Origin of the sequence: Microcystis sp. M179S2 (assembly GCF_020245805.1) — a bacterium.
Lineage (GTDB): Bacteria > Cyanobacteriota > Cyanobacteriia > Cyanobacteriales > Microcystaceae > Microcystis > Microcystis aeruginosa.
Genome location: NZ_JADBUE010000069.1, coordinates 1 through 21,347 on the forward strand (window position 1 = coordinate 1; position 21,347 = coordinate 21,347).

The 21,347-nt window shown below is 42.8% G+C and carries 16 protein-coding genes; 8 read left to right on the forward strand and 8 right to left on the reverse strand.

Annotated elements, in window-relative coordinates; translation table 11 throughout:
* Nucleotides 1-166: 166 nt before the first annotated feature.
* Nucleotides 167-412, reverse strand: a complete 246-nt coding sequence (locus tag IM500_RS03725; RefSeq protein ID WP_242034663.1) for a four helix bundle protein — start codon at nucleotides 410-412, stop codon at nucleotides 167-169.
* Nucleotides 413-594: 182 nt separating this feature from the next.
* Here IM500_RS03725 and hemE point away from each other — a divergent pair, with 182 nt between their 5' ends.
* Nucleotides 595-1,647 (forward strand): uroporphyrinogen decarboxylase, encoded by a 1,053-nt coding sequence (hemE, locus tag IM500_RS03730; RefSeq protein ID WP_190722439.1) that lies wholly within the window; start codon nucleotides 595-597, stop codon nucleotides 1,645-1,647.
* A gap of 167 nt (nucleotides 1,648-1,814) precedes the next feature.
* Nucleotides 1,815-2,762 (forward strand): NAD-dependent epimerase/dehydratase family protein, encoded by a 948-nt coding sequence (locus IM500_RS03735; RefSeq protein ID WP_190722440.1) that lies wholly within the window; start codon nucleotides 1,815-1,817, stop codon nucleotides 2,760-2,762.
* Between the two features lie 204 nt (nucleotides 2,763-2,966).
* On the opposite strand, the gene IM500_RS03740 is transcribed toward IM500_RS03735, so the two are convergent.
* Both IM500_RS03740 and cysC read right to left on the reverse strand, forming a co-directional pair.
* Entirely contained in the window at nucleotides 2,967-4,694 is a 1,728-nt protein-coding gene (locus IM500_RS03740; RefSeq protein WP_147073660.1) for an ABC transporter ATP-binding protein, read from the reverse strand.
* A gap of 372 nt (nucleotides 4,695-5,066) precedes the next feature.
* On the reverse strand, nucleotides 5,067-5,612 hold the full coding sequence (cysC, locus tag IM500_RS03745) for an adenylyl-sulfate kinase (RefSeq protein ID WP_061432214.1): 546 nt from the start codon (nucleotides 5,610-5,612) through the stop codon (nucleotides 5,067-5,069).
* A gap of 278 nt (nucleotides 5,613-5,890) precedes the next feature.
* Here cysC and IM500_RS03750 point away from each other — a divergent pair, with 278 nt between their 5' ends.
* Both IM500_RS03750 and IM500_RS03755 read left to right on the forward strand, forming a co-directional pair.
* Entirely contained in the window at nucleotides 5,891-8,059 is a 2,169-nt protein-coding gene (locus IM500_RS03750; protein ID WP_287737746.1) for a lytic transglycosylase domain-containing protein, read from the forward strand.
* Between the two features lie 179 nt (nucleotides 8,060-8,238).
* Nucleotides 8,239-9,069, forward strand: coding sequence for an energy-coupling factor transporter transmembrane component T family protein (locus IM500_RS03755; protein ID WP_190722442.1), 831 nt, complete (start codon nucleotides 8,239-8,241; stop codon nucleotides 9,067-9,069).
* Nucleotides 9,070-9,165: 96 nt separating this feature from the next.
* Here the strand turns inward: IM500_RS03755 and coaE are convergent, their stop codons facing one another.
* Entirely contained in the window at nucleotides 9,166-9,765 is a 600-nt protein-coding gene (gene coaE / locus IM500_RS03760) for a dephospho-CoA kinase (protein WP_190722443.1), read from the reverse strand.
* Between the two features lie 165 nt (nucleotides 9,766-9,930).
* Nucleotides 9,931-10,656, reverse strand: a complete 726-nt coding sequence (gene purC, locus IM500_RS03765; protein ID WP_277925620.1) for a phosphoribosylaminoimidazolesuccinocarboxamide synthase — start codon at nucleotides 10,654-10,656, stop codon at nucleotides 9,931-9,933.
* A 337-nt stretch (nucleotides 10,657-10,993) separates the two neighbouring features.
* Here purC and IM500_RS03770 point away from each other — a divergent pair, with 337 nt between their 5' ends.
* On the forward strand, nucleotides 10,994-11,290 hold the full coding sequence (locus IM500_RS03770; protein WP_002743720.1) for a DUF7219 family protein: 297 nt from the start codon (nucleotides 10,994-10,996) through the stop codon (nucleotides 11,288-11,290).
* Between the two features lie 86 nt (nucleotides 11,291-11,376).
* Here the strand turns inward: IM500_RS03770 and thrS are convergent, their stop codons facing one another.
* On the reverse strand, nucleotides 11,377-13,176 hold the full coding sequence (thrS, locus tag IM500_RS03775) for a threonine--tRNA ligase (protein ID WP_287737748.1): 1,800 nt from the start codon (nucleotides 13,174-13,176) through the stop codon (nucleotides 11,377-11,379).
* Nucleotides 13,177-13,310: 134 nt separating this feature from the next.
* On the opposite strand from thrS, the gene IM500_RS03780 reads away from it, so the two are divergent.
* Nucleotides 13,311-14,222, forward strand: coding sequence for a metal ABC transporter solute-binding protein, Zn/Mn family (locus IM500_RS03780; protein ID WP_287737749.1), 912 nt, complete (start codon nucleotides 13,311-13,313; stop codon nucleotides 14,220-14,222).
* A gap of 90 nt (nucleotides 14,223-14,312) precedes the next feature.
* Here the strand turns inward: IM500_RS03780 and IM500_RS03785 are convergent, their stop codons facing one another.
* Both IM500_RS03785 and IM500_RS03790 read right to left on the reverse strand, forming a co-directional pair.
* On the reverse strand, nucleotides 14,313-15,407 hold the full coding sequence (locus tag IM500_RS03785; RefSeq protein ID WP_287737750.1) for a CobW family GTP-binding protein: 1,095 nt from the start codon (nucleotides 15,405-15,407) through the stop codon (nucleotides 14,313-14,315).
* A 102-nt stretch (nucleotides 15,408-15,509) separates the two neighbouring features.
* Nucleotides 15,510-15,947 (reverse strand): DUF4079 domain-containing protein, encoded by a 438-nt coding sequence (locus tag IM500_RS03790; RefSeq protein ID WP_046660890.1) that lies wholly within the window; start codon nucleotides 15,945-15,947, stop codon nucleotides 15,510-15,512.
* A 4-nt stretch (nucleotides 15,948-15,951) separates the two neighbouring features.
* Between IM500_RS03790 and IM500_RS03795 the strand changes: the two genes are divergently transcribed.
* Nucleotides 15,952-18,588, forward strand: coding sequence for a M1 family metallopeptidase (locus tag IM500_RS03795; protein WP_190722448.1), 2,637 nt, complete (start codon nucleotides 15,952-15,954; stop codon nucleotides 18,586-18,588).
* A gap of 164 nt (nucleotides 18,589-18,752) precedes the next feature.
* Nucleotides 18,753-21,104, forward strand: coding sequence for a DEAD/DEAH box helicase family protein (locus tag IM500_RS03800; RefSeq protein ID WP_287737752.1), 2,352 nt, complete (start codon nucleotides 18,753-18,755; stop codon nucleotides 21,102-21,104).
* The last annotated feature ends 243 nt before the right edge of the window (nucleotides 21,105-21,347 follow it).

Sequence of the window (21,347 nt, forward strand, 5' to 3'; positions counted from 1 at the left end):
GAAGAAGGACAGCGGGGGGGGAATTACGGTTAGGAACTTTTTCTATATACATGACTACCATTCTAGCAAATAGAGAGAATTCTTGTCCATTAAGAAATATTACAAATTACATGGGTACATCAAGAAAAGTTAATGGGTGTATCCATTGATGGATAAGGGTTTTCGGCTATTGTAGTAGATATGTATGGGGGAAGTTCAGATATTCTCCCTTGGTTTTGCGTCCATACCCCTCGGCAATATTCGCTGCTATTGACACTGAAGCTCGGCGAATCTGTGTTGTCATCCTATAAAGCTCTTCTTTGGGAAAAGTTTTAGTGAGACGATAGCAACTTTCAGCTAAATTTACGGCCTCCTGCCAAACTCTTAAATCTCGGTAAGATTGAATTTTTGAATCCGCCAGAGATTTTATCAACTTATCCCTATTGCCTACACTCTACACCCTGTCTCAACCCAAAAGATTGTACTACAATTTCCAGTACCCAGTTTCAATGCAAAGGGGGATAATTTTCGTTAACAATTCTTAAGGAAAAACTAGAAAAATTAGCTGTACGGGGGATGATACCGTAGAAAAGGCAATAGAATAATCATCGTGATATGACTGACTCCCCTGAAATACCTTATTTATTACGCGCTGCCAAAGGAGAAATCTTACCCCGTCCTCCCGTGTGGATGATGAGACAAGCAGGACGTTATATGCAGATTTATCGAGAATTGCGGGATAAATACCCCAGTTTTCGGGAAAGATCGGAAAATGCCGATTTAGCGATCGAAATCTCCCTGCAACCTTGGCGCGCTTTTCAACCAGATGGGGTGATCATGTTCTCCGATATCCTCACTCCCCTAGCGGGAATCGGTATTCCCTTTGATATTATCGAAAGTAAGGGGCCGATTATCGATTCTCCCATTCGTACTCAAGCGCAGGTGGACCAACTTAATCCCCTCGATCCCGATCAGTCTTTACCTTTTATCAAAACGATTTTAAAAACCCTACGTCAAGAGGTGGGAAACAAATCCACTGTCCTCGGTTTTGTCGGAGCGCCTTGGACTTTAGCAGCCTATGCAGTGGAAGGGAAAGGTTCTAAAAGTTATTCTGTGATTAAAGGGATGGCTTTTTCGGAACCCTCGGTACTGCACCAATTTTTAGATAAATTAGCGGATATGATTGCCACCTATGTCCGTTATCAAATCGATTGTGGGGCGCAAGTGGTACAAATGTTCGACTCTTGGGCGGGTCAATTAACTCCCCAAGATTACGATGTTTTTGCCTTACCCTATCAACAAAAAGTAGTTCGTTTGGTGAAAGAAACCCATCCCGATACACCGTTAATTCTCTACATTAGTGGCAGCGCCGGCGTTTTGGAAAGAATGGGTAAATCGGGGGTTGATATTATTAGCGTCGATTGGACTGTCGATATGGCGGAAGCGAGACAGCGTTTAGGTAAAGCGATGATGGTTCAAGGTAATATCGATCCGGGGGTTTTATTCGGTTCCCAGTCTTTTATTCGCGAGCGGATTCTTGATACTATTCGTAAAGCAGGTAATCAAGGTCATATTCTTAATTTAGGTCATGGTGTTTTGGTGGGAACTCCTGAAGATAACGTGCGTTTCTTCTTTGAAACCGCTAAACAATTTAGTTATCAGGACTAGGGAACAGGGAACAGGGGATGGGGAAATGGGGAAATGGGGGAATGGGGAAATGGGGAAATTCAACTAAAACCCTAAAACCCTAAAACCCTAAAACCCTAAAACCCCAACACCATTTTTACTTTTTACTTTCAAACTGTCCCCTAAATTCTGCCGGATCAATTAAAATAATGAAAAAAATATTTCTAACGGGTGTGAGTGGCTGTATTGGACATTATATCGCCGAGATTTTACTGGAAAATCCCGACTATGAATTATATTTTTTATTGCGTAATCCAGAAAAGTTAAAATTTAGTTACCAAGGGCGATCAAATGTTCATATACTTTTAGGCGATATGCAAAATATTGGGGTATATGCGGAGCTTTTAAAAACAATGAATATAGCGGTTTTAATCGCTACCAGTTGGGGAGGAGAGGAGGAAAGTTATCAGATTAATGTGGTAAAAACCCTAGAATTAATTAGTTATTTAGATGCTCAAATCTGCGAGAAAGTCCTCTACTTTTCTACCGCCAGCATTCTCAATCAAAATAATCAACCTTTGCCCGAAGCTGGGGAAATAGGAACTAATTATATCCGCACTAAATATATTTGTTATAGTAAATTTGCTCACCTAGAAATCGCCGATAAAATTATCACTTTATACCCCACTTTTGTCTTAGGTGGTGACGAAAATAAACCCTATTCTCATATCTATGGGGGTTTACCGGATGTGTTGAAATATATCGGTTTAGTGCGTTGGTTTCAAGCTGATGGCAGTTTTCATTTTATCCATGCCAAAGATATAGCTCAAGTGGTGAATTATTTAATCGAAAATCCCGCACCAGAAAGCAAAATTGTCCTAGGCAATCAACGCACAACAGCTAACCAAGCAGTGGAGGAAATCTGCACTTATTTAAACAAAAAAATCTACTTTCGCATTCCTTTATCTTTAACCATTGCTAACTTTTTTATCAAAGTTTTTAACTTGCAGATGGAACCATGGGACCGCTTTGCCATGAATTATCGCCACTTCACCCACGTTAAAACCTATACTCCTGACGATTTTGGTTTAAAAAACTATTGTTCCACCCTCGATGATGTTTTAGCCTTGCGAGGAATTCCCCGAAAAAAACCCTAAGTAGTTGGGCTGCGGGGTTTGGGGGAGGCACTTCGTCCCCCGACGGGTAGGGTTGATTCATGAATCAACCCTACCTTGAATCAACCCTACCTTGAATCAACCCTACCTTGAATCAACCCTAGGGGTTTGGGGGGTAGAACCCCCCAAAAACTTGGCTTGAGTGATAAAATCAGAAATAATGCCCAACTCTTAACGCCAAATAGACTAATCCTGAAATTGTCTAGCATGAAATTGAGCGTAACGACCATTAAGATTTAATAACTCCTCGTGATTACCCACCTCGATAATTTCACCCTTTTCTAAGACTAAAATACGGTTAGCTTTTCTGACAGTTGCTAATCGGTGAGCAATAACAAATACTGTGCGCTCCGTCATAATTCTTTCTAAAGCTTCCTGCACTAAAGCTTCCGATTCCGAATCGAGCGCGGAAGTCGCTTCATCTAAGATTAAAATTCTCGGATTAGATAAAACCGCTCGCGCGATGGCGATTCTTTGTCTTTGTCCACCCGATAAATTAACACCCCTTTCTCCCACATAGGTATAGTAACCCTGAGAAAGTTCACTGATAAATTGATGAGCATTAGCAATTTTTGCCGCTTTTTCCACCTCTTGCAGATTAAAATCTCCCTGACCAAAAGCGATATTTTGGGCTATAGTGCCAGAAAAGAGAATATTTTCCTGTAAAACTACGCCAATTTGTCGCCGGAGACTTTTTAAAGTCACATCACGAATATCCACCCCATCGATTAAAATCTTGCCGGAAGTGGGGTCATAAAAACGCAATAAAAGATTAACTAAAGTGGTTTTTCCCGCTCCCGATGCTCCCACTAAAGCAATCATTTCGCCAGCGTGTGCAGTAAAATTAATATTTTTTAAAACCTGTCTGTCCTCATTGTAAGAAAAATTTACTTGACAATATTCAACTTCTTTGCTATGGAGTGGCAACTCGATCGCATTCGGTTTTTCGGTAATTGTTGGCAAAATAGCTAACAATTCAAAAATCCGATCCATGGAGGCTTGCCCCTGTTTAAATTGATTATAATTACTGGTAATATGGGCGATGGGATCGATTAACATTGCCACCGCTGCCACATAACTAACAAAGTCAATTCCAGTTAAATTCTTTTGGGAAATTTGCCAACCAGCGAGAAAGAATAAAAAGATGACACCGAGAGCTTGTAAGAATCCCACCACGACGTATTGTAAAGCTTTGGTGGATTCTGATAGGTATTGAGCGCGGCGATTTTCCTCCGCTTCTTGGGCAAAAAGCTCGGTTTGATAATCTTCAGCAGCGAAAGCTTGCACCACACGAATACCGCTAAAAACTTCGGTTAATAACGCAGAAAGATTAGATATTTTCGCTTGGGCGCGACGAGCATATTGTAATAATTTTTCACCAAAAAATCCCACCAAAACTCCCAACAAAGGAGCGATAATAATGACAGCGATCGTCAATTGCCAGTTAACAATAAACATATAGGCAAAGACGACAATTAACTGTAAGGCTGAGGGGATAAAATCATGGAAAAATTTGTTAATTACTTCCCCAATGCGATCAATATCTTCCGTTAAACGATAGGATAAATCACCAGTTTTCGCAGTTTCAAAGTAATTTAAACCGAGGGTTTGCAGGTGTGCATAAACTTTTTTTCTTAATTCGAGGGCAATTTTTAAAGAAGCTTTTGCCATCAGGGAATCTTGCCCATACTGAGACATTCCCCGCAGTAAAAAAACCACTGCCCCCACCCCCGAAAGTGTCGCCAATGCTTGCACATTTCCCTCGCCGATATATCTGGCCATTTGTCCGGCTAACCAAGCTAAAATCGGCCAAAATACCGTAAATCCGATCGTACAGATAAACGCCAAAATAATTGTTTGGGTTTGGGGACGGAGATAGGGAATGAGGTTCCAATAACTAGAGCGAGATTTCAAAATAATTTAGCGCCTTTAAATATAAGTATTCCTGCAAAATTAATTTGCTAGTCGAGACAGTTATCAGTTATCAGTTATCAGAACGTAGGTTGGGTTGAAGCATGAAACCCAACACACCCATGGATTACGCTACCGCTAACCCATCCTACAAATAATTGTGCCTCCCTACTTACTGTTTACTGATCACTGATTACTGTTTAGGCTCTCTTTCACTTTGGACAGAGGTTTACTCAGAGGTATAATTAACTTTGCTTAGGTACTGAAGAAAAGGAGATTGACTAACAAATTTGCTTAAGGGGTTAATCAGGATGTAGAGACGTTTGTAGTCCACGTCCCTACGATATTTTCCAACAAGACAAAGTTATGCTGCGATTAAACCGCCACAGCTTGATGAATGTAGCCTAATTCCGTCAATTTGTTCCAGACTTTGGCGACACTTTCCTCTAAAGTCTCTAAATCGGTGCGGCATTCCACTTCCGGGTTAAAAGGTGGTTCATAGGGATCATCAATTCCCGTAAAAGACTTGATTTCGCCAGCACGCGCTCTTTTATATAATCCTTTCACATCGCGCGCCTCACAGACATTTAAGGGAGCATTCACGAAAACTTCGACAAAACTGCCAATTTTTTGCCGTACTTCCTCGCGAATCTCACGATAGGGAGAAATAGCCGAAACTAGGACAATCACACCGTGACGGGTGAGCAAATTAGACACAAAACCAATGCGACGGATATTTTCATCGCGATCCTCTTTACTAAATCCTAAACCTTTGGTGAGGTTCGTCCGTACTACATCGCCATCGAGAACTTCAATGGAATAACCTTCAGCGATTAATTTTGCCTGTAATGCCTCGGTAATCGTGCTTTTCCCCGCACCGCTCAATCCCGTTAACCAAACCGTCACGCCGCCTTGTTTCATAGCAATCATTAATAATACTTAAATCCTGTTTAGCGTACCATATCTCAGTGATCAGTGATCAGGAGTCAGGAGTCAGGAGATAGGAGATAGGAGATAGGAGACAGGAGACTCCGAGACAGGAGACTCCGAGACAGGAGATTATTTTTATTTATCCTTCCCATCCCCCCACACCCCACTTCCCCACACCCCACACCCCACTTCCCCAACCTGATTGAAACAAACAACCTGTCACCACGATCACTGATAATGTATGTTGAGTTACTGTCTTGAATAAGGTAATGTTTAAGAAATTCCCCCCTCACACCCCGCTCATTCTTGGACTAGGTTCTGGGGTTGCGCTTTTTACTCTCACCAGTCTCTTTCTCTTTCACCCGAAACTTCTCGCTTGGCTCGATCGCAATAGTGCTTCGCTTCCTAGCCAAGATCCTAACCAACCCTCTGCCGTGGTTGATAGCGCTTCCTTACCACAAACCGAGCGAGATGTCAAGTTAAAAGATGTTGCCGATGCCAACGCGCCCTCTTTAGATCGTAGTCGCGCCCGCTATCTCCTGGCCATGGATTTATTGAGAAAATATGAAGGGGGTCCGGCTTTAAAACAATTAGAAGGCTTAGAAAAACAATATCCTGTCCTCGCTCCCCAGATTCTCCTCAAACAGGGACGCGCCCACGAATTAAGCAATGATAGTGAAAGAGCGCGAGAAATTTGGCAAAAATTACTGGAAACCTATCCCCAATCGCCCGTAGTGGCGGAAGCTTACTACTCTTTGGGCAAATACGACCCCAGTTATCATGAAAAATTGCTCAAGGAATACCCCCGACACCCGCGTACTTTGGCTTTAATTCGCCAACGTCTTCAAGAAAATCCCGATCAATTTCCCTTATGGTTGCAGTTAGCCAAGGCTAATCCTTTTGATCCTACCCTCAATCAAGCCCGCGATCGTTTGGTGAAAGACTACGCCGAGCAGTTAACTCCGGCGGATTGGGCAATGATTGGGGCGGGTTATTGGCAGTCGGGATTGTACGAAAAAGCCTATAAAGCCTACGCTAAAGCCACTCCTAGCCCCGAACAAGCCTATCGTTACGCCCGCGGGCTACAAATTGCCAAAAAACTGCCAGAAGCTCGCACCGCTTACCAAAAATTAATTAAAACCTATCCCCAGGCCCCAGAAACCGGTTTAGGATTACTGCGACTCGCCCAAATTTCTCCTAACCGCGATGCTATAGCATATCTCGATCGCATTGTCAAGCAATTTCCCGATCGCGCCCCGGAAGCTTTGGAAGCGAAAGCCAAATTACTGGACTCAACTAATGCCCAGGCCGCTAGTCAAACATGGCAGACTTTATTAAATAAATACCCAAAATCCGACGAAGCCGCCGATTATCGCTGGTTAATGGCCCAAAGAGCCGCTAAATCCGGTGATTACGCCAAGGCGTGGCAGTGGGCGCAGCCAATTGCAGTTAATAATTCCGATAGTCAAACTGCTCCGAAAGCAGCCTTTTGGGTGGGAAAATGGGCGCAAAAACTAGGAAAAAACCAAGAAGCAAAACAAGCTTTTACCTACACTATTTCTCGTCATCCCCATTCCTATTATGCTTGGCGCTCGGCGGTTTTATTAGGTTGGGACGTGGGGGATTTTACCACTGTCCGCTCCTATAACCCTACCACCGTCAAACCCGCCACTCGTAACGATCCCCCCGCTGGTTCGGAAGCTTTCAAGGAATTATATCGAATTGGTGAAGATACGGACGCTTGGAATCTCTGGCAAGCAGAAATTGTCGATCCTTGGAATTTAACCGTTGACGAACAATTTAACCTCGGTTTATATAAACTCTCTCGCAATCAAAATTTAGAAGGAATTAACCTGATTTGGCGCTTGCGAGAAAGAGATACCCCAGAGGAAAAGAAAGCTTGGAAAGTCCTGCGACAAAATGATAAATACTGGCACGCTTTATTCCCTTTCCCCTACTACGATACCATCCTGCAATGGTCAAAAGATAGACAATTAAATCCCCTGCTAGTGACGGCTTTAATCCGGCAAGAATCCCGCTTTGAAAAAGAAATTCGTTCTCCTGTGGGGGCAGTGGGATTAATGCAAATTATGCCCGATACGGGTAAATATATCGCGGGTAATACTGGCAATAAAAGTTATTCTTTAACTAATCCCGAAGATAACATTATGATGGGGACATGGTATCTCGATTATACCCACGATAAATTCGCCGGAAATTCACTTTTTGCCGTGGCTAGTTATAATGCCGGACCTGGGGCAGTTGCCAAATGGAAACAGCGTTTTGATTTTAGCGATCACGATGAATTTGTTGAGAATATTCCCTTTAGAGAAACTAAGGGTTATATAGAATCGGTGTTTGGTAATTATTGGAATTATCTCCAGATTTATAACCCCGAAATTCAAGAGCAAATGAACAGAATTGCTAACCCTTCCTAGGGAATTGATGGGGATGGGTAATTAACTCATTCCCTTAAAGTTATAATTAAATTGAAGATATATCCCCCCTTAATCCCCCCTTAATAAGGGGTGTGCCGATCCCCCCTTAATCCCCCCTTAATAAGGGGGGCATCTGACAGTTTTTAACACCTAGCTACTTACTAACTTTTTTCCTAATTATGCAATCATTTAACTGGCAAACCGTTGATCGAGATTCTCCTTTTACTCGCCTAGATTTTCGGACAAAATTAACCATGATGATCGTGGTTACTCTCATCGCTTTTACTTGGGAAAGTCCCCTCGCTGGCGGTTTACTAACTCTTATTGTCGCTTTAGCTTGTCTCTGGGCTGGGGTAAAATGGTCTTATCTCCTCACTATTTTAAAATTCATGGCTCCTTTTTATCTATTCTTATTAATTACCATGGGATTTTTTAATGTGGAACAGGTAAAAGCTTTAACGGGAAAAACTGAATTAACTCCCTTATTAACTGTCGGTTCTACTCAAATGACTGTCGAGGGAACCCTCTACGGTTTAAATGTGATCTTTAAAACTCTCACCATGGTTTTAATTATTCCCCTCGCTATTTTTACCACTGATATAAATCAGATGATGGTGAGTTTAACTAAAGCCAGAATTCCCTACAAAATAGTCTTTATTTTTTCCTCTACCCTGCGCTTATTTCCTCTCCTAGTAGAAGAATCTCGATCGATTATTTCTGCTCAAAGATTACGAGGATTAGCAATAGAAAAAATGGGTTGGTTACAAAAAGGAAAAATTTACGCTTCTATCGCTGTACCTTTAATTTTAAACGCTATGGCTAAATCGCAAAAATTAGAGGTAGTTCTACAAGCTAAAGCTTTCTCTGGTGATCCCGATCGCACATTTTTACAGGAATCAATCTTAACCAATAAAGACTATTTATTAATGATTGGCTTTCTATTTTTATTGGTTTTGGCAATTATTCTCTATGTAAAATTCGGGGTGGGAAAATTTGCCTGGTTGTTTTAAAATTAATCCCTATTGTAAGTAGTTAGGTGTTAAAAACTATCAGTTTCCCCCCTTATCAAGGGGGGATTAAGGGGGGATCGAACCCAAAATCTATCTTCAATTTAATTCTAACCAGCTACTTATAGCTCGATCGATCTGGGTATATAAAGCTTCTAAATCCCCGGAATTGTCCAAAACAATATCAGCTAAGGCAATTTTTTCGGCTAAAGGCATTTGATTATTAATCCGAGCGATCGCTTGTTCTCTAGTTAAGTTATTTCTAGTCGTTAAGCGTTGAATTTGTTGCTCGAAACTGCATGAAACCACCCAAATCTCCGTGACTAAATGGGTTAATTTGGCTTCCAATAATAAAGGAACAGAAAAAACAACTATCGGGGCTTCTAACTGCTCTAAATGCCGCTTAAAACATTCTCTAACGTAGGGATGAATCTGACTTTCTAACCAGATTTTTTCCTCGGGATTATTAAAAATAATCTCTCCTAACTGTTGGCGATTAAGGGAATTATCCTCAGTTTTAACTTTTCTGCCATAACGCTGAAAAATTCTCTCTAAAATTGCCGAACCTTTTTCCACTGCTTCCCGGGCATAAATATCCGCATCAAGGACAGGAATTTTGTAGATATTTTCTAAATAATTGGAAACCGTGGATTTACCACAGGCTATTCCCCCTGTTAACCCGATAATTCTTCTTGACATAAATTATTAAATTGCTAATCTCAATTAAGGTGCGTTACGCGCTCGCTAACACACCCTACGGTTATAAACTCTCTATCTAAGGTGCGTTACGCGCTCGCTAACACACCCCAAAGTTATAAACCCTCTATCTAAGGTGCGTTACGCGCTCGCTAACACACCCCAAAGTTATAAACTCTCTATCTGTTGTAAAACTCTTGCTTGTACTTGTTGATAGGCAGTTTCCACATCTCCTAAATCGCGACGAAAACGATCCTTATCGAGAATGCGCGCTTGGGCATCCTCTTGGGTTTTATCCCAGAGACGACAGGTATCGGGGCTAATTTCATCACCTAGATAAATTTTGCCCGTTTTATCAACTCCAAATTCTAACTTGAAATCGACGAGAATAATCTGGCACTTATCGAAAAATTCTTGCAGATATTGATTAATTCGCAGGGCTAAATCTCGTAACTGATTGACTTGATCCTCGCTGGCAATATCGATCACTTTTATGCGATCGGTTGTTAACAAAGGATCGCCCAAAGCGTCATCCTTGAGGTAAAATTCTACAAGAGGAAAAGGTAAAACTTTCCCCTCCTCTAATCCCGTTTGCTTGCACAAACTCCCGGCGGCGATATTTCTGACTACTACCTCCAAAGGGATAATTTTAATCGCCTTGACACGCATTTCCCTAGAACTAGGGCGATCGATATAATGGGTAGGTATTCCTAGGGATTCTAACCATTGAAATAGGGCAGTGGAGACAGTACAGTTAATTTCTCCTTTGCCGACAATTTGCCCGCGTTTTTGGGCATTAAAAGCGGTGGCATCGTCTTTGTAATAAGTGAGGAGAATATCAGGATCCTCGGTTTGATAGAGAATTTTGGCCTTACCTTCATAGAGTTTTTCCATAGTTATCATCCTCGGCATTGATAAACGAAAATCGATGGTTAATCAGATAGCGGCAGCAGCAAATTTTGGCGATCAACCTAGACAAAAAATTTATATCATCGGGGAGATGATCGTTGAAAAAAAATAATGTATAATTGCTGCTTAAAGATAACTGTCAACATTTGACGATCGAACCTTAACCTATAACCAAAAAGTGTCACGATACCAGGGGTCAACTTTTGGCGAATCAGCCAAGTTTTTACTTGAATCCTCAATCATAGCCAACAATTGATATTATCTCCCATTACCATTACCGAAAAATCTAAAGAAATTCCGCAAAATTACCCGCCATCGCCCTATGAACCAGAATCCTCCTAACGATGATAACCCGAATCTCCCCGATCGCCGCAAGGAGGATTTTCTCTATCCTCGCGCCCCCTACTATGGAGAATTTAAGCCAGAAAACTTGCTATTTAACGCCAATTTACAGGAATTTGCCCAAAAAGTCAGTTTTATTTGTAATCTGGAAACGGGGGGCAAAATCAGTTCTCTAGAAGCCTATCAAAAAATTAAAGCTCTCTGGAAAGACTTAAAACAGAGCAAAAAAGGCCTAGGCATTGGGGAAAATCCCTTTCAAAAAGATGACGATACCTAAAGGATAATCAAGAAAAATCTCCTCGCTTGATAAAAAATACTGGGACAGAAATATTTTCTGCCCCATAGAATGAGATGAGCAAACGCTTAAAAATTACCGTGATTTTGGATGGCACTTTCTAATTTTGCCACCACTTCCTCGACGCTAATTACTCCTAAATCGCCCGTGGCACGGGTGCGAATACTTAAACTATTACTTTCCATTTCTTTGGCCCCCACCACTGCCATCACGGGGATTTTTGCGGTTTCAGCATTGCGAATCATTTTACCCAAACGTTCGCCACTGGTATCGGTTTCGGCGCGAATTCCTAACAACTGCATTTTCGCTGTCACCTCTTTAGCGTAATCCAATTGAGTATCACTAACCGGTAATAATCGTATCTGGACAGGAGCTAACCAAAGAGGAAAATCGCCTGCGTATTCTTCGATTAAAATACCGATTAAACGTTCCAAAGAACCAAAGGGTGCGCGATGAATCATCACCGGACGTTTACGATTACCATCTTCAGCAACGTATTCTAGTTCAAAACGTTCGGGTAAATTATAATCTACCTGTACCGTTCCTAACTGCCATTCTCTTTCGAGGGCATCTTGGAAAATAAAGTCTAATTTGGGACCATAAAAAGCCGCTTCTCCGGGGGCTTCAAAATAATCCATCCCCAAAGTTTGCACCGCTTTTCTAATCGCTGATTGTGCCTTTTCCCAAGCTTCATCGGAACCGATATACTTATCCGATTCGGGGTCACGAAAACTCAATCGCGCCTTAAAATTCTTTAATTGTAAACTCTTAAACACCGTCAAAATTAAATCAACAACGCTTAAAAATTCCTTGTCTAATTGTTCGGGAGTGACAAACAAATGGGAATCATCCACGGTAAAACCGCGAACTCTAGTTAACCCCCCCAATTCTCCCGATTGTTCGTAACGATAAACTGTACCGAATTCTGCCAAACGCATCGGCAATTCCCGATAGGATCTCAAATCACTTTTATAGATTTGAATATGAAAAGGACAGTTCATCGGTTTGAGGACAAATCCTATTTCTTTACCAGCAGATTCCTCATCGTCTGCCATCATGGGAAACATATCTTCTTTGTACTTTTGCCAGTGACCGGAAATTTTAAACAAATCGACGCGAGCAATATGGGGAGTAACTACGGGTAAATAACCGCGTTTTAACTGTTCTTTTTTGAGAAAATCTTCTAACAAAGAACGAATTAAAGTTCCTTTTGGTGTCCATAAAGGCAACCCCGGCCCGACAGAATCAGAGAAAATAAATAAACCTAATTCTTTGCCTAATTTCCGATGGTCCCGTTTGAGGGCCTCTTCCTTACGGCGCTTGTATTCGGCTAATTGTTGGGGATTTTCCCAAGCTGTGCCGTAAATGCGCTGTAATTGGGCTTTATTCTCATCCCCACGCCAATAAGCACCCGCTACCGTCTCTAATTCGATCGCTTTTGGGTCTAGTTCGCTTGTATTATCTAGATGCGGACCGGCGCACAAATCCCACCAAGCGTCACCAAGATGATAAAGGGTGATGGGTTCTTGAATTCCCGCCAGAATTTCCAGCTTATAGGCTTCATTAATCGCTTTAATGCGCTTTTCCGCCTCTTCCCGAGAAACTTGCTCGCGAATCACCGGCAGTTTTTTATTGATAATTTTGACCATCTCTTTTTTGATGTCCTTGAGATCCTTATCGGTAAAAGGTTCCGGCACATCAAAATCGTAGTAAAATCCGGTTTCAGTCCAAGGCCCGATAGTAACTTGGGCTTTCGGGAATAATTTCTGCACCGCCATGGCCATAACATGGGAGGTGGTGTGACGAATGCGCTTGAGGTGGTCGGATTCGCTGGTTTTCGGTAGTTTAATCGGGGCTTGGTTATCCATGTCTTTTGAATTTACACCTTCTCTATTCTCTATTTTAATGGTAAAAGGAGTCTTTAGTCAGGAAAAAAATCAAGATAGATATCAATGCCATTTCCCCCCATATCTAACCTCTAAACCCTCATCTCTATTTCCCGATGAAAAAACTAATTTTATCCTGTTTATTTTTGGGATTGGTTGCTTGTAATCCCTCAGTTAACACCACCGATAACCAAAAACCCAAGGTAATCTCCACCAGCACAATTATCGCCGATTTAACCGCAGGAGTGGGCGGTGAAGAAATTGACCATCAAGACATTTTAAAACCAGGGGATGATCCCCACGTTTATGAACCGGTTCCCGCCGATAGTGTGGCTTTAGAAAAAGCCGATTTAATTCTCTATAACGGTTATAATCTCGAACCGGGGTTAATTAAAATGATCAATTCTACGGCAGTTAAAGCTAAAAAAGTGGCTGTGGGAGAAGCCATTACACCTTTACAACTGGAAAAAGAGGGGCAGAAAGTACCCGATCCCCATGTTTGGGGTTCGGCAAAAAATGGCATAATCATGGTGGAAAAAATCCGAGATCAATTGATTGAATTAAGTCCCGAAGATAAAGAGATTTTTACTGAAAATGCCGCCCAATTAATCAGGGAATTAGAAAATCTTGATCGCTGGATTACTGTGGCTATTGAAACTATCCCCCCTTCCCAAAGGCAATTAGTCACCACTCATGACGCTTTTCAGTATTATGCTCATGCCTACGGGTTAAAAGTAGCGGGAACTTTAATTGGCATTAGTACCGAAGAACAACCAAGCGCCCAAACGGTGAAAAATTTAGCCGATGCTATTAAAAATCTCCAGGTTCCTGCTATCTTTGCCGAGACGACTATTAATCCCGCTTTAATTACCACTGTAGCCGCAGAAGCGGGGGTAAAATTAGCACCACAACAATTATATTCTGATTCGATCGGCGCGGTGGGTACTGGAGGGGATAGTTATGTAAAAATGCTGAAAGAAAATACTCGATCGATCGTGGAATCTTTAGGGGGAAAAGTACCCGAATAAAAATAAATAATTGGGGGAAGTGGGGTAGTGGGGAAGTGGGGAATTTGGGTGATGGGGGTGCGTTACCCTAGGCTAACACCCCCACGGGGTTTATTTGCCAAATCCTTTACCGCGATTGACAGCAGGTAAAATGAGACAACTGTTAATCTGTTCTTTTAGGGTTTCATGATCGAGATTTTGACCGATAAGAACTAGCTGATTTTTGGGAGTACCTTTCCATTCGTCGTCTTCGAGAGTAAAACGTTTGCCACTGAGGTGAAAAATATGACGTTTAGGACTTTCATCAAACCAGAGAATCCCCTTAGCGCGGAAAACGCTTTCCGGTAACTGATTATCGAGGAAATATTGGAACTTCCGAATCGAAAAAGGTTGGTCACTAGCAAAGGAAATAGAAGTAAATCCATCTACCTCTAAATGATTGGAATGGTCGTGATGATCATGATCGTGGTGATGATGATCGTGATCATGATCGCAATGGTCGTGATCGTGGTCGTGGTGATCATGGTCGTGGTGTTCTTCTTCTGTGTCGAAATATTTATCCGATTCAAATAGTCCGACGCTGAGAATTAAGGGTAAAGGAACCTGACTTTTGCTAGTACGAAGAATTCTCGCTCCTTGCTTCATGTCCCGGATTCTTATTTCTAAAGAATCCACATCCGCTTCATCCACTAGATCGGTTTTATTGAGAACAATAATATCACCGTAGGTGATTTGACTTAAGGCCGCTTGCGAGTTGAATAAATCGAGACTAAAATTGGCACAATCCACCATAGTGACAATGGAATCTAAACGGGTCATTTCCCGTAATTCTGTACCTAAAAAGGTTAAAGCTACCGGTAAAGGATCGGCTAATCCCGTGGTTTCTACGACTAAATAATCGATTTTTTCGGGACGTTCGAGAATTTTATAAACTGCTTGAATTAAATCCTCGTTGATCGTGCAGCAAATACAGCCATTATTTAATTCTACCATGCTGTCATCACTACTGATAATCAGTTCATTATCGATACCGATTTCACCGAATTCATTGACAAGAACAGCAGTTTTTAATCCCTGTTGATTGCTGAGAATATGATTGAGGAGAGTAGTCTTACCACTACCAAGAAACCCAGTAATAATTGTTACCGGTAGCCCTTTTTTTGGCACTGACATCGTGTTAATAGCTTGTGATTCGACGGTTTGCATAATGATTTGGGGGTGAGTATTCTGTCACTAAAAAGCGATTTTTCGGGATGAGATAGCTAGTTTTTCTCGATCAAACAGTCTCCACTCGATCGCCGACTATTTTTATTGTAGATATTTTTGGACCACATCCCATCCTGTTAGGGTAACAAAAAGAAAACCCAGAAACAATAAAAGATTAGTGCCGATGTGGAGAGACCGCGCTAGAGGTGGACGAGTTGTAATGTTCAGGCCGCTAATTGCCGAAACAAAAACCAGAAAAACCACCGATAAACCCGCTATCAGGTGGGAAGAGTGGCCTAAACTGCCATAATGACCGATTGTTCCCACTAATCCGATTCCCAGTAGAATTAAGACCAAAGCAACCATGATCAGGCCGCTGAGGAGATGAAAGGATCTTAACCATTTCGGTCGAGATTGGCCCGCAAGTCGTCGATAACCCATGTTTACCCCCGAAACCGCTAATAAAAAATAGGCAAAGAGAGCAAATCCCATCGACCAAGCGGCAATTTTCCATAACCAGAGAAAGGAAGGGAGATTCATAGGGGTGGGATTATTATTAGCAAGGAAAGGGACGACCGATCGTGTTAATTTAAGTTTACCGGACAAAAATCAGCAAGTTAGGGCTAATATGTCTCATCTCACCATCGACACGGAAAATAATCAGCGTCAACCCTTTGAGTTACCCGGGGCTAAACCCCATTATAACCCCGATCGACCCGGACAAGTTAATCATATTTTTCTCGATTTAATTATTGATATTCCCCAACAAAGTTTTCAGGGCAGCTGTCAGATTACCCTCACCCCCATTCGTCAGGGAATTAGCAGTTTAACTCTGGATGCGGTGGATTTAAATATTAATTCTGTGTTCATTGAAGGTATCAGTCAACCCTTTGACTATGATCGTTCTCTTCTGACCATTCATCTGCTGCAACCCACTACCGATAAACCGATTATCCTGACGATTAACTATCAGGTTAAGCAACCACAACGGGGATTATATTTTATCGGCCCCGACGAATATTATCCCGATAAACCGATGCAAGTTTGGACCCAGGGAGAAGATGAAGATTCTCGCTTTTGGTTTCCCTGTTTTGATTACCCCGGCCAATTAGCCACTTCCGAAATTCGGGTGAAAATTCCCCAACCCTATATCGCTATTTCTAACGGGGAATTAATCTCGGTGGCAACCGTTGGTGAAGAACGAATTTATCACTGGTCACAAAAGCAAATTCATCCTACCTATTTAATGACTCTTGCGGTGGGATATTTTGCCGAATTATGCGACTCATGGAATGGTGTTCCTGTCACTTATTATGTGGAAAAAGGACGGGAAGAAGAGGGCCAAAGAAGTATGGGTAAAACTCCCCGCATGATCGAGTTTTTTAGCCAAAAGTTTGGTTATCCCTATCCCTATCCCAAATACGCGCAAGTTTGTGTAGATGATTTTATTTTTGGTGGGATGGAAAATACCTCCACCACAATTTTAACCGATCGCTGTTTAATTGATCAAAGAGCCAGCATCGATCATACTTGGACAGAAAGCTTAGTTGCCCATGAATTAGCTCATCAATGGTTCGGTGATTTAGTGGTAATTAAACACTGGTCTCACGCTTGGATTAAAGAGGGAATGGCCTCCTATTCTGAGGTTTTATGGACAGAATCGGAATACGGAAAAGCTGCTGCTAGTTATTATTTATTAGGGGAAGCAAGAAGTTATTTAGAAGAAGATACTTCCCGCTATCGTCGTCCGATTGTTACTCATGTTTATCGAGAAGCGATCGAACTTTATGATCGTCATCTCTACGAAAAAGGTGCTTGTGTTTATCACATGATCCGCTCTATTTTAGGGGAAGATTTATTCGGAAAAGCGATTCAGACTTTTGTGCGAGATAATGCCCATAAAACCGTGGAAACTGTGGACTTATTACGGGCGATCGAAAAAGCGACCGGGTACAATTTATTATTCCTTTTTGATCAGTACGTTTATCGCGGTGGTCATCCCGATTATAAGGTGGCCTACAGTTGGGACAATCAGAATAATTTAGCCCAATTAACTGTCACCCAAACCCAGGACGAAAAAGAACTATTCGACTTGAAAATTCCCGTCGCTTTTGCCTATCTCAACTCTGAGGATATTACCTACAATCTGCGGATTCACCAAAAAGAACAAACTTTCTATTTTCCCCTAGCACAAAAGCCCGATTTTGTCAAGTTCGATCGGGGTAATAATTTCCTCAAAACCGTCACTCTTGAGTATCCCATCGGTGAATTAAAAGCGCAATTACAACAGGATCCCGATCCAATTTCCCGTATCTATGCAGCCATAGCCATTGCTAAAAAAGGCGGTTTAGAAGCGATCGAAGCTTTAGGGACATCCCTAGAAAATGAGCCTTTTTGGGGGGTGCGTGTGGAGGTGGCCAAACAGTTAGCAACTCTTGGTTTAGATCAGGCGGTTACTGCTTTAATTAAAGGTTTAAACGATGAAAAAGCACAAGTCCGTCGGGCAATTGTCGAGGGATTAAGTGAAATTAAAACCTTAGATAGTTATAATGCGCTTAAATCCCTATTAGAAACTGGAGATGCTAGTTATTATGTGGAAGCGGCCGCGGCGCGAGGATTAGGCTCCATGGCCGTGGGACAATTGCAAAATAAAGAAGGGGAAATTATTGACCTGCTCAATCATGTTTTACAGTTAAGAAAGGGGTGGAATGAGGTAGTAAGAGCGGGCGCAATTGGGGGTTTAAGCCAGTTAAAAACCTCGTCGGCGGCTTTGGAGTCAATTTTGACCTACACGGCTTTAGGCACGCCTCAACCCCTGAGATTAGGGGCTATCCGCGCCCTGGGAGCGATTTCTTCCGGACAAACCACCGACAAATTAACCGTAATTTTGGAACGTTTAGAAACCATTGCCAAGGAGACTTTTTTCTTGACGCAAGTGGCAGTGTGTAACGCTTTAGGACAGATAGAAAATGCCAAAGCTATCGCTATTTTACAAGCTTTGAGCGATCGAACTCCCGATGGTCGCGTCCGTCGTGTAGCGGAGGAAGCAGTACAAAAAGTCCAGAAAAAATTAGGTTCCGAGAAAGCAATTCAGGAAATTCGCGAGGAATTAGAAAAAATGAAACAGGAAAATCAGGAACTTAAAAGTCGTTTGACCAAATTAGAGGCGAAAAATAGTTAATTAACCTGAGTTATCAGTTATCAGTTATCAGTTATCAGTTATCAGTTGAGTATAGGCTACATATCAGAACAGGCAAAAGGCAATAGGGGCAATAGATAATCAGTTTTTAATAACCAGATTTTAGTATCATTCATTAGTTATCTGTTTACTGTCTTGAGAGAACCATGGGATTAGGAGAAACAGACACCAGAGCCAAATTAATTGACCCCGTCCTGCATCAAAGAGGATGGACCGAGGATTGTCTCAAGCGAGAAGAAACCCCGGGGGCAATTCAAATTATCGATGGGGAAGCCGAACGCGCCAGGGGAAGGATCGATTATACCCTGCGAGTGGCCGTCAGTAGCGACAGCCAACCCTTAGCCGTCGCCCTAATAGAAGCAAAAAAGGAAGATGCGCCCCCCACTGAAGGCTTAGAACAGGTTAAACGCTATGCCAAAGGGTTAAATGTACCGTTTGTGTACTCCTGTAACGGTCATCTTTTTGTCGAACACGATCGCACGACGAATATAACTTCAGCCCCTCAGCCCCTCAGCCAATTTCCTACCCCGGCCGAACTGAGGGGGAGATACGAGCAGTATGTAGGCTTCAGCCTAGCAGAGGAGGTCGCCCGTCCCCTGCTGACTCCCTATAAGGGGGGAGAAGGAGGACGGCGTTACTACCAAGATGCTGCCATCCGCGCTGCTTTGGAAAAAATTGCCCGCTGCCAGCAAACAGGCTCCCCGGCGCGAGTCCTTCTAACCCTGGCAACGGGCGCGGGTAAGACTTTTATTGCCTGTAACCTACTGCGAAAAATAGCAGATGCCGGACAGTTGCGGCGGGCTTTATTTGTCTGCGATCGCGATGAGTTGAGAACCCAGGGGGCGGCGGCTTTGCAAATTGCCTTCGGTTCCGAGGCGGCGGAAGTAGAAAAGAACCAACCCCACAAGAATGCCCGTGTTTTAATTGCCACCTATCAAACCCTGAATGTGGACAAGGAAGAGGACATGGGGAATTTTTTAACCACCCATTACCCGGAAAATTATTTCAGCCATATCATCATCGATGAGTGTCACCGTTCCGCTTGGGGTAAGTGGTCGCAAGTTCTCACCCGCAACAGTGAGGCGGTACAGGTGGGGTTGACGGCAACTCCCCGGGAATTGGAGTTTACAGAAGACTCGCCCGAATCAGAAGCCGATAGACAAATCACCGCCGATAATATGGCCTATTTTGGCGAACCTGTCTATGAATACGACATCGGACAAGGGATAGAGGATGGCTATCTTGCCGCCTGCGAAATTGTTAGGAGCGCCATCAACCTCGATGACACGGGCATTACAGTGGAGGAGGTCATCAGCAGAAATCCCCTTGATGCCAACACGGGACAGCCCATCCCAGAGGCAGAAATTAGGGAAATGTACGAGAAAACCAGTTATGAGCGGTTAATTTTGCTCCCTGACCGTGTGATGGCGATGGCGGGGGATTTATTTAATCATTTGTTAACAACGGGGGGAGTGGAACAGAAAACGATTATCTTCTGTGTTAATGACCGCCATGCTGATGCTGTAGCCATTGAGATGAATAATCTCTATGCTCGTTGGTGTGCCGCTAAGGGGGAAAAGCCGAAGGATTATTATGCTTTCAAGTGTACGGCCAAATCTTCGGGTAATGACTATTTGCCGGATTTAAAGGGCAGTTCCCGTTCCCATTTTGTCGCGACGACGGTAGATCTTTTAACCACCGGCGTCGATGTCCCCAATGTGAGAAATATTGTCTTTTTTAAATATGTCAATTCTCCCATTAGTTTCTATCAAATGGTAGGGCGGGGGACGCGGTTGCATCTACCCACTAATAAGTTAATGTTTCGGGTGTATGACTACACTAATGCTACCCGTTTATTTGGGGAGAAGTTTCTCGATAAGTTAGCCACCAAAAAGGGTACGGCGGCGGAACCAAAGGAAAGGCAGCAACGGCGGGTTATCTCCGTTGAGGGGTTCGAGGTGAATATTACTCCGGTGGGGCGCTATATTCTGACGACGGTGGACGGAGAAACGAAGCCGATAACGGTAGAAGAGTATCGAGAGAGGCTGGCGGAATCCTTGGTTAATCAGGTGACTAATTTGACCTTATTTCGTTCAATTTGGGTTCAGCCGGAGGAGCGGGGGAGGTTATTACAAATATTGCCTGATGGGGGGCGATCGGCAAGTATAATTAGGACACTAGATGAGTTGGAAGCTTGCGATTTATTTGATGTTTTGGGAGAGTTAGGTTATGGTTTGCACCGTCTGACTCGTCTGGAAAGAGCGGAAGCTTTTAGTTATAAACAGGAGGATTGGTTACGCGAAATGCCAGAGGAAACGGCGGCGACAGTGAGGGCGATCGCTTCTCAGTTTGGTAAGTCGGGGACGGAAGGATTAGAAAATAAGCTCATTTTTCAAGTGCCGGAAGTGACTAAGGCTGGGGGATTGGCGGCGTTAAAGTTAGTAGGTAAACCCTCTGAGATCATACAGGAAACTAAGATAAGATTGTTTGCCGCTTAGGGGTTTCTAAATAGAACAGAAAGCGGGTTTCTAGTAAATAGCTAAATTAAGGCTCAGATTTTGTTAAGAAACCCGCTTTCTCCCAGCTTCTTTCTCCAAGCTTGTTGAATGGTATAATATCTGATTAGGATAGGAATGTTATTTTTATTGGGTGATTCCAAGAGAGTGGTGGGTTACGCTATCGCTAACCCACCCTACGCATTGGAGGGGGGTGAGTGCATTGGTAGGGTGGGTTAGACGGCA

What these genes read in the sequence shown, in the direction of transcription:
- hemE (WP_190722439.1), top strand. Translation starts at nt 595, where the DNA reads ATGACTGACTCCCCTGAAATACCTTATTTATTACGCGCTGCCAAAGGA.
- IM500_RS03735 (WP_190722440.1), top strand. Translation starts at nt 1,815, where the DNA reads ATGAAAAAAATATTTCTAACGGGTGTGAGTGGCTGTATTGGACATTAT.
- cysC (WP_061432214.1), bottom strand. Translation starts at nt 5,612, where the DNA reads ATGAAACAAGGCGGCGTGACGGTTTGGTTAACGGGATTGAGCGGTGCG.
- IM500_RS03750 (WP_287737746.1), top strand. Translation starts at nt 5,891, where the DNA reads ATGTTTAAGAAATTCCCCCCTCACACCCCGCTCATTCTTGGACTAGGT.
- IM500_RS03755 (WP_190722442.1), top strand. Translation starts at nt 8,239, where the DNA reads ATGCAATCATTTAACTGGCAAACCGTTGATCGAGATTCTCCTTTTACT.
- coaE (WP_190722443.1), bottom strand. Translation starts at nt 9,765, where the DNA reads ATGTCAAGAAGAATTATCGGGTTAACAGGGGGAATAGCCTGTGGTAAA.
- purC (WP_277925620.1), bottom strand. Translation starts at nt 10,656, where the DNA reads ATGGAAAAACTCTATGAAGGTAAGGCCAAAATTCTCTATCAAACCGAG.
- IM500_RS03770 (WP_002743720.1), top strand. Translation starts at nt 10,994, where the DNA reads ATGAACCAGAATCCTCCTAACGATGATAACCCGAATCTCCCCGATCGC.
- thrS (WP_287737748.1), bottom strand. Translation starts at nt 13,176, where the DNA reads ATGGATAACCAAGCCCCGATTAAACTACCGAAAACCAGCGAATCCGAC.
- IM500_RS03780 (WP_287737749.1), top strand. Translation starts at nt 13,311, where the DNA reads ATGAAAAAACTAATTTTATCCTGTTTATTTTTGGGATTGGTTGCTTGT.
- IM500_RS03785 (WP_287737750.1), bottom strand. Translation starts at nt 15,407, where the DNA reads ATGCAAACCGTCGAATCACAAGCTATTAACACGATGTCAGTGCCAAAA.
- IM500_RS03790 (WP_046660890.1), bottom strand. Translation starts at nt 15,947, where the DNA reads ATGAATCTCCCTTCCTTTCTCTGGTTATGGAAAATTGCCGCTTGGTCG.
- IM500_RS03800 (WP_287737752.1), top strand. Translation starts at nt 18,753, where the DNA reads ATGGGATTAGGAGAAACAGACACCAGAGCCAAATTAATTGACCCCGTC.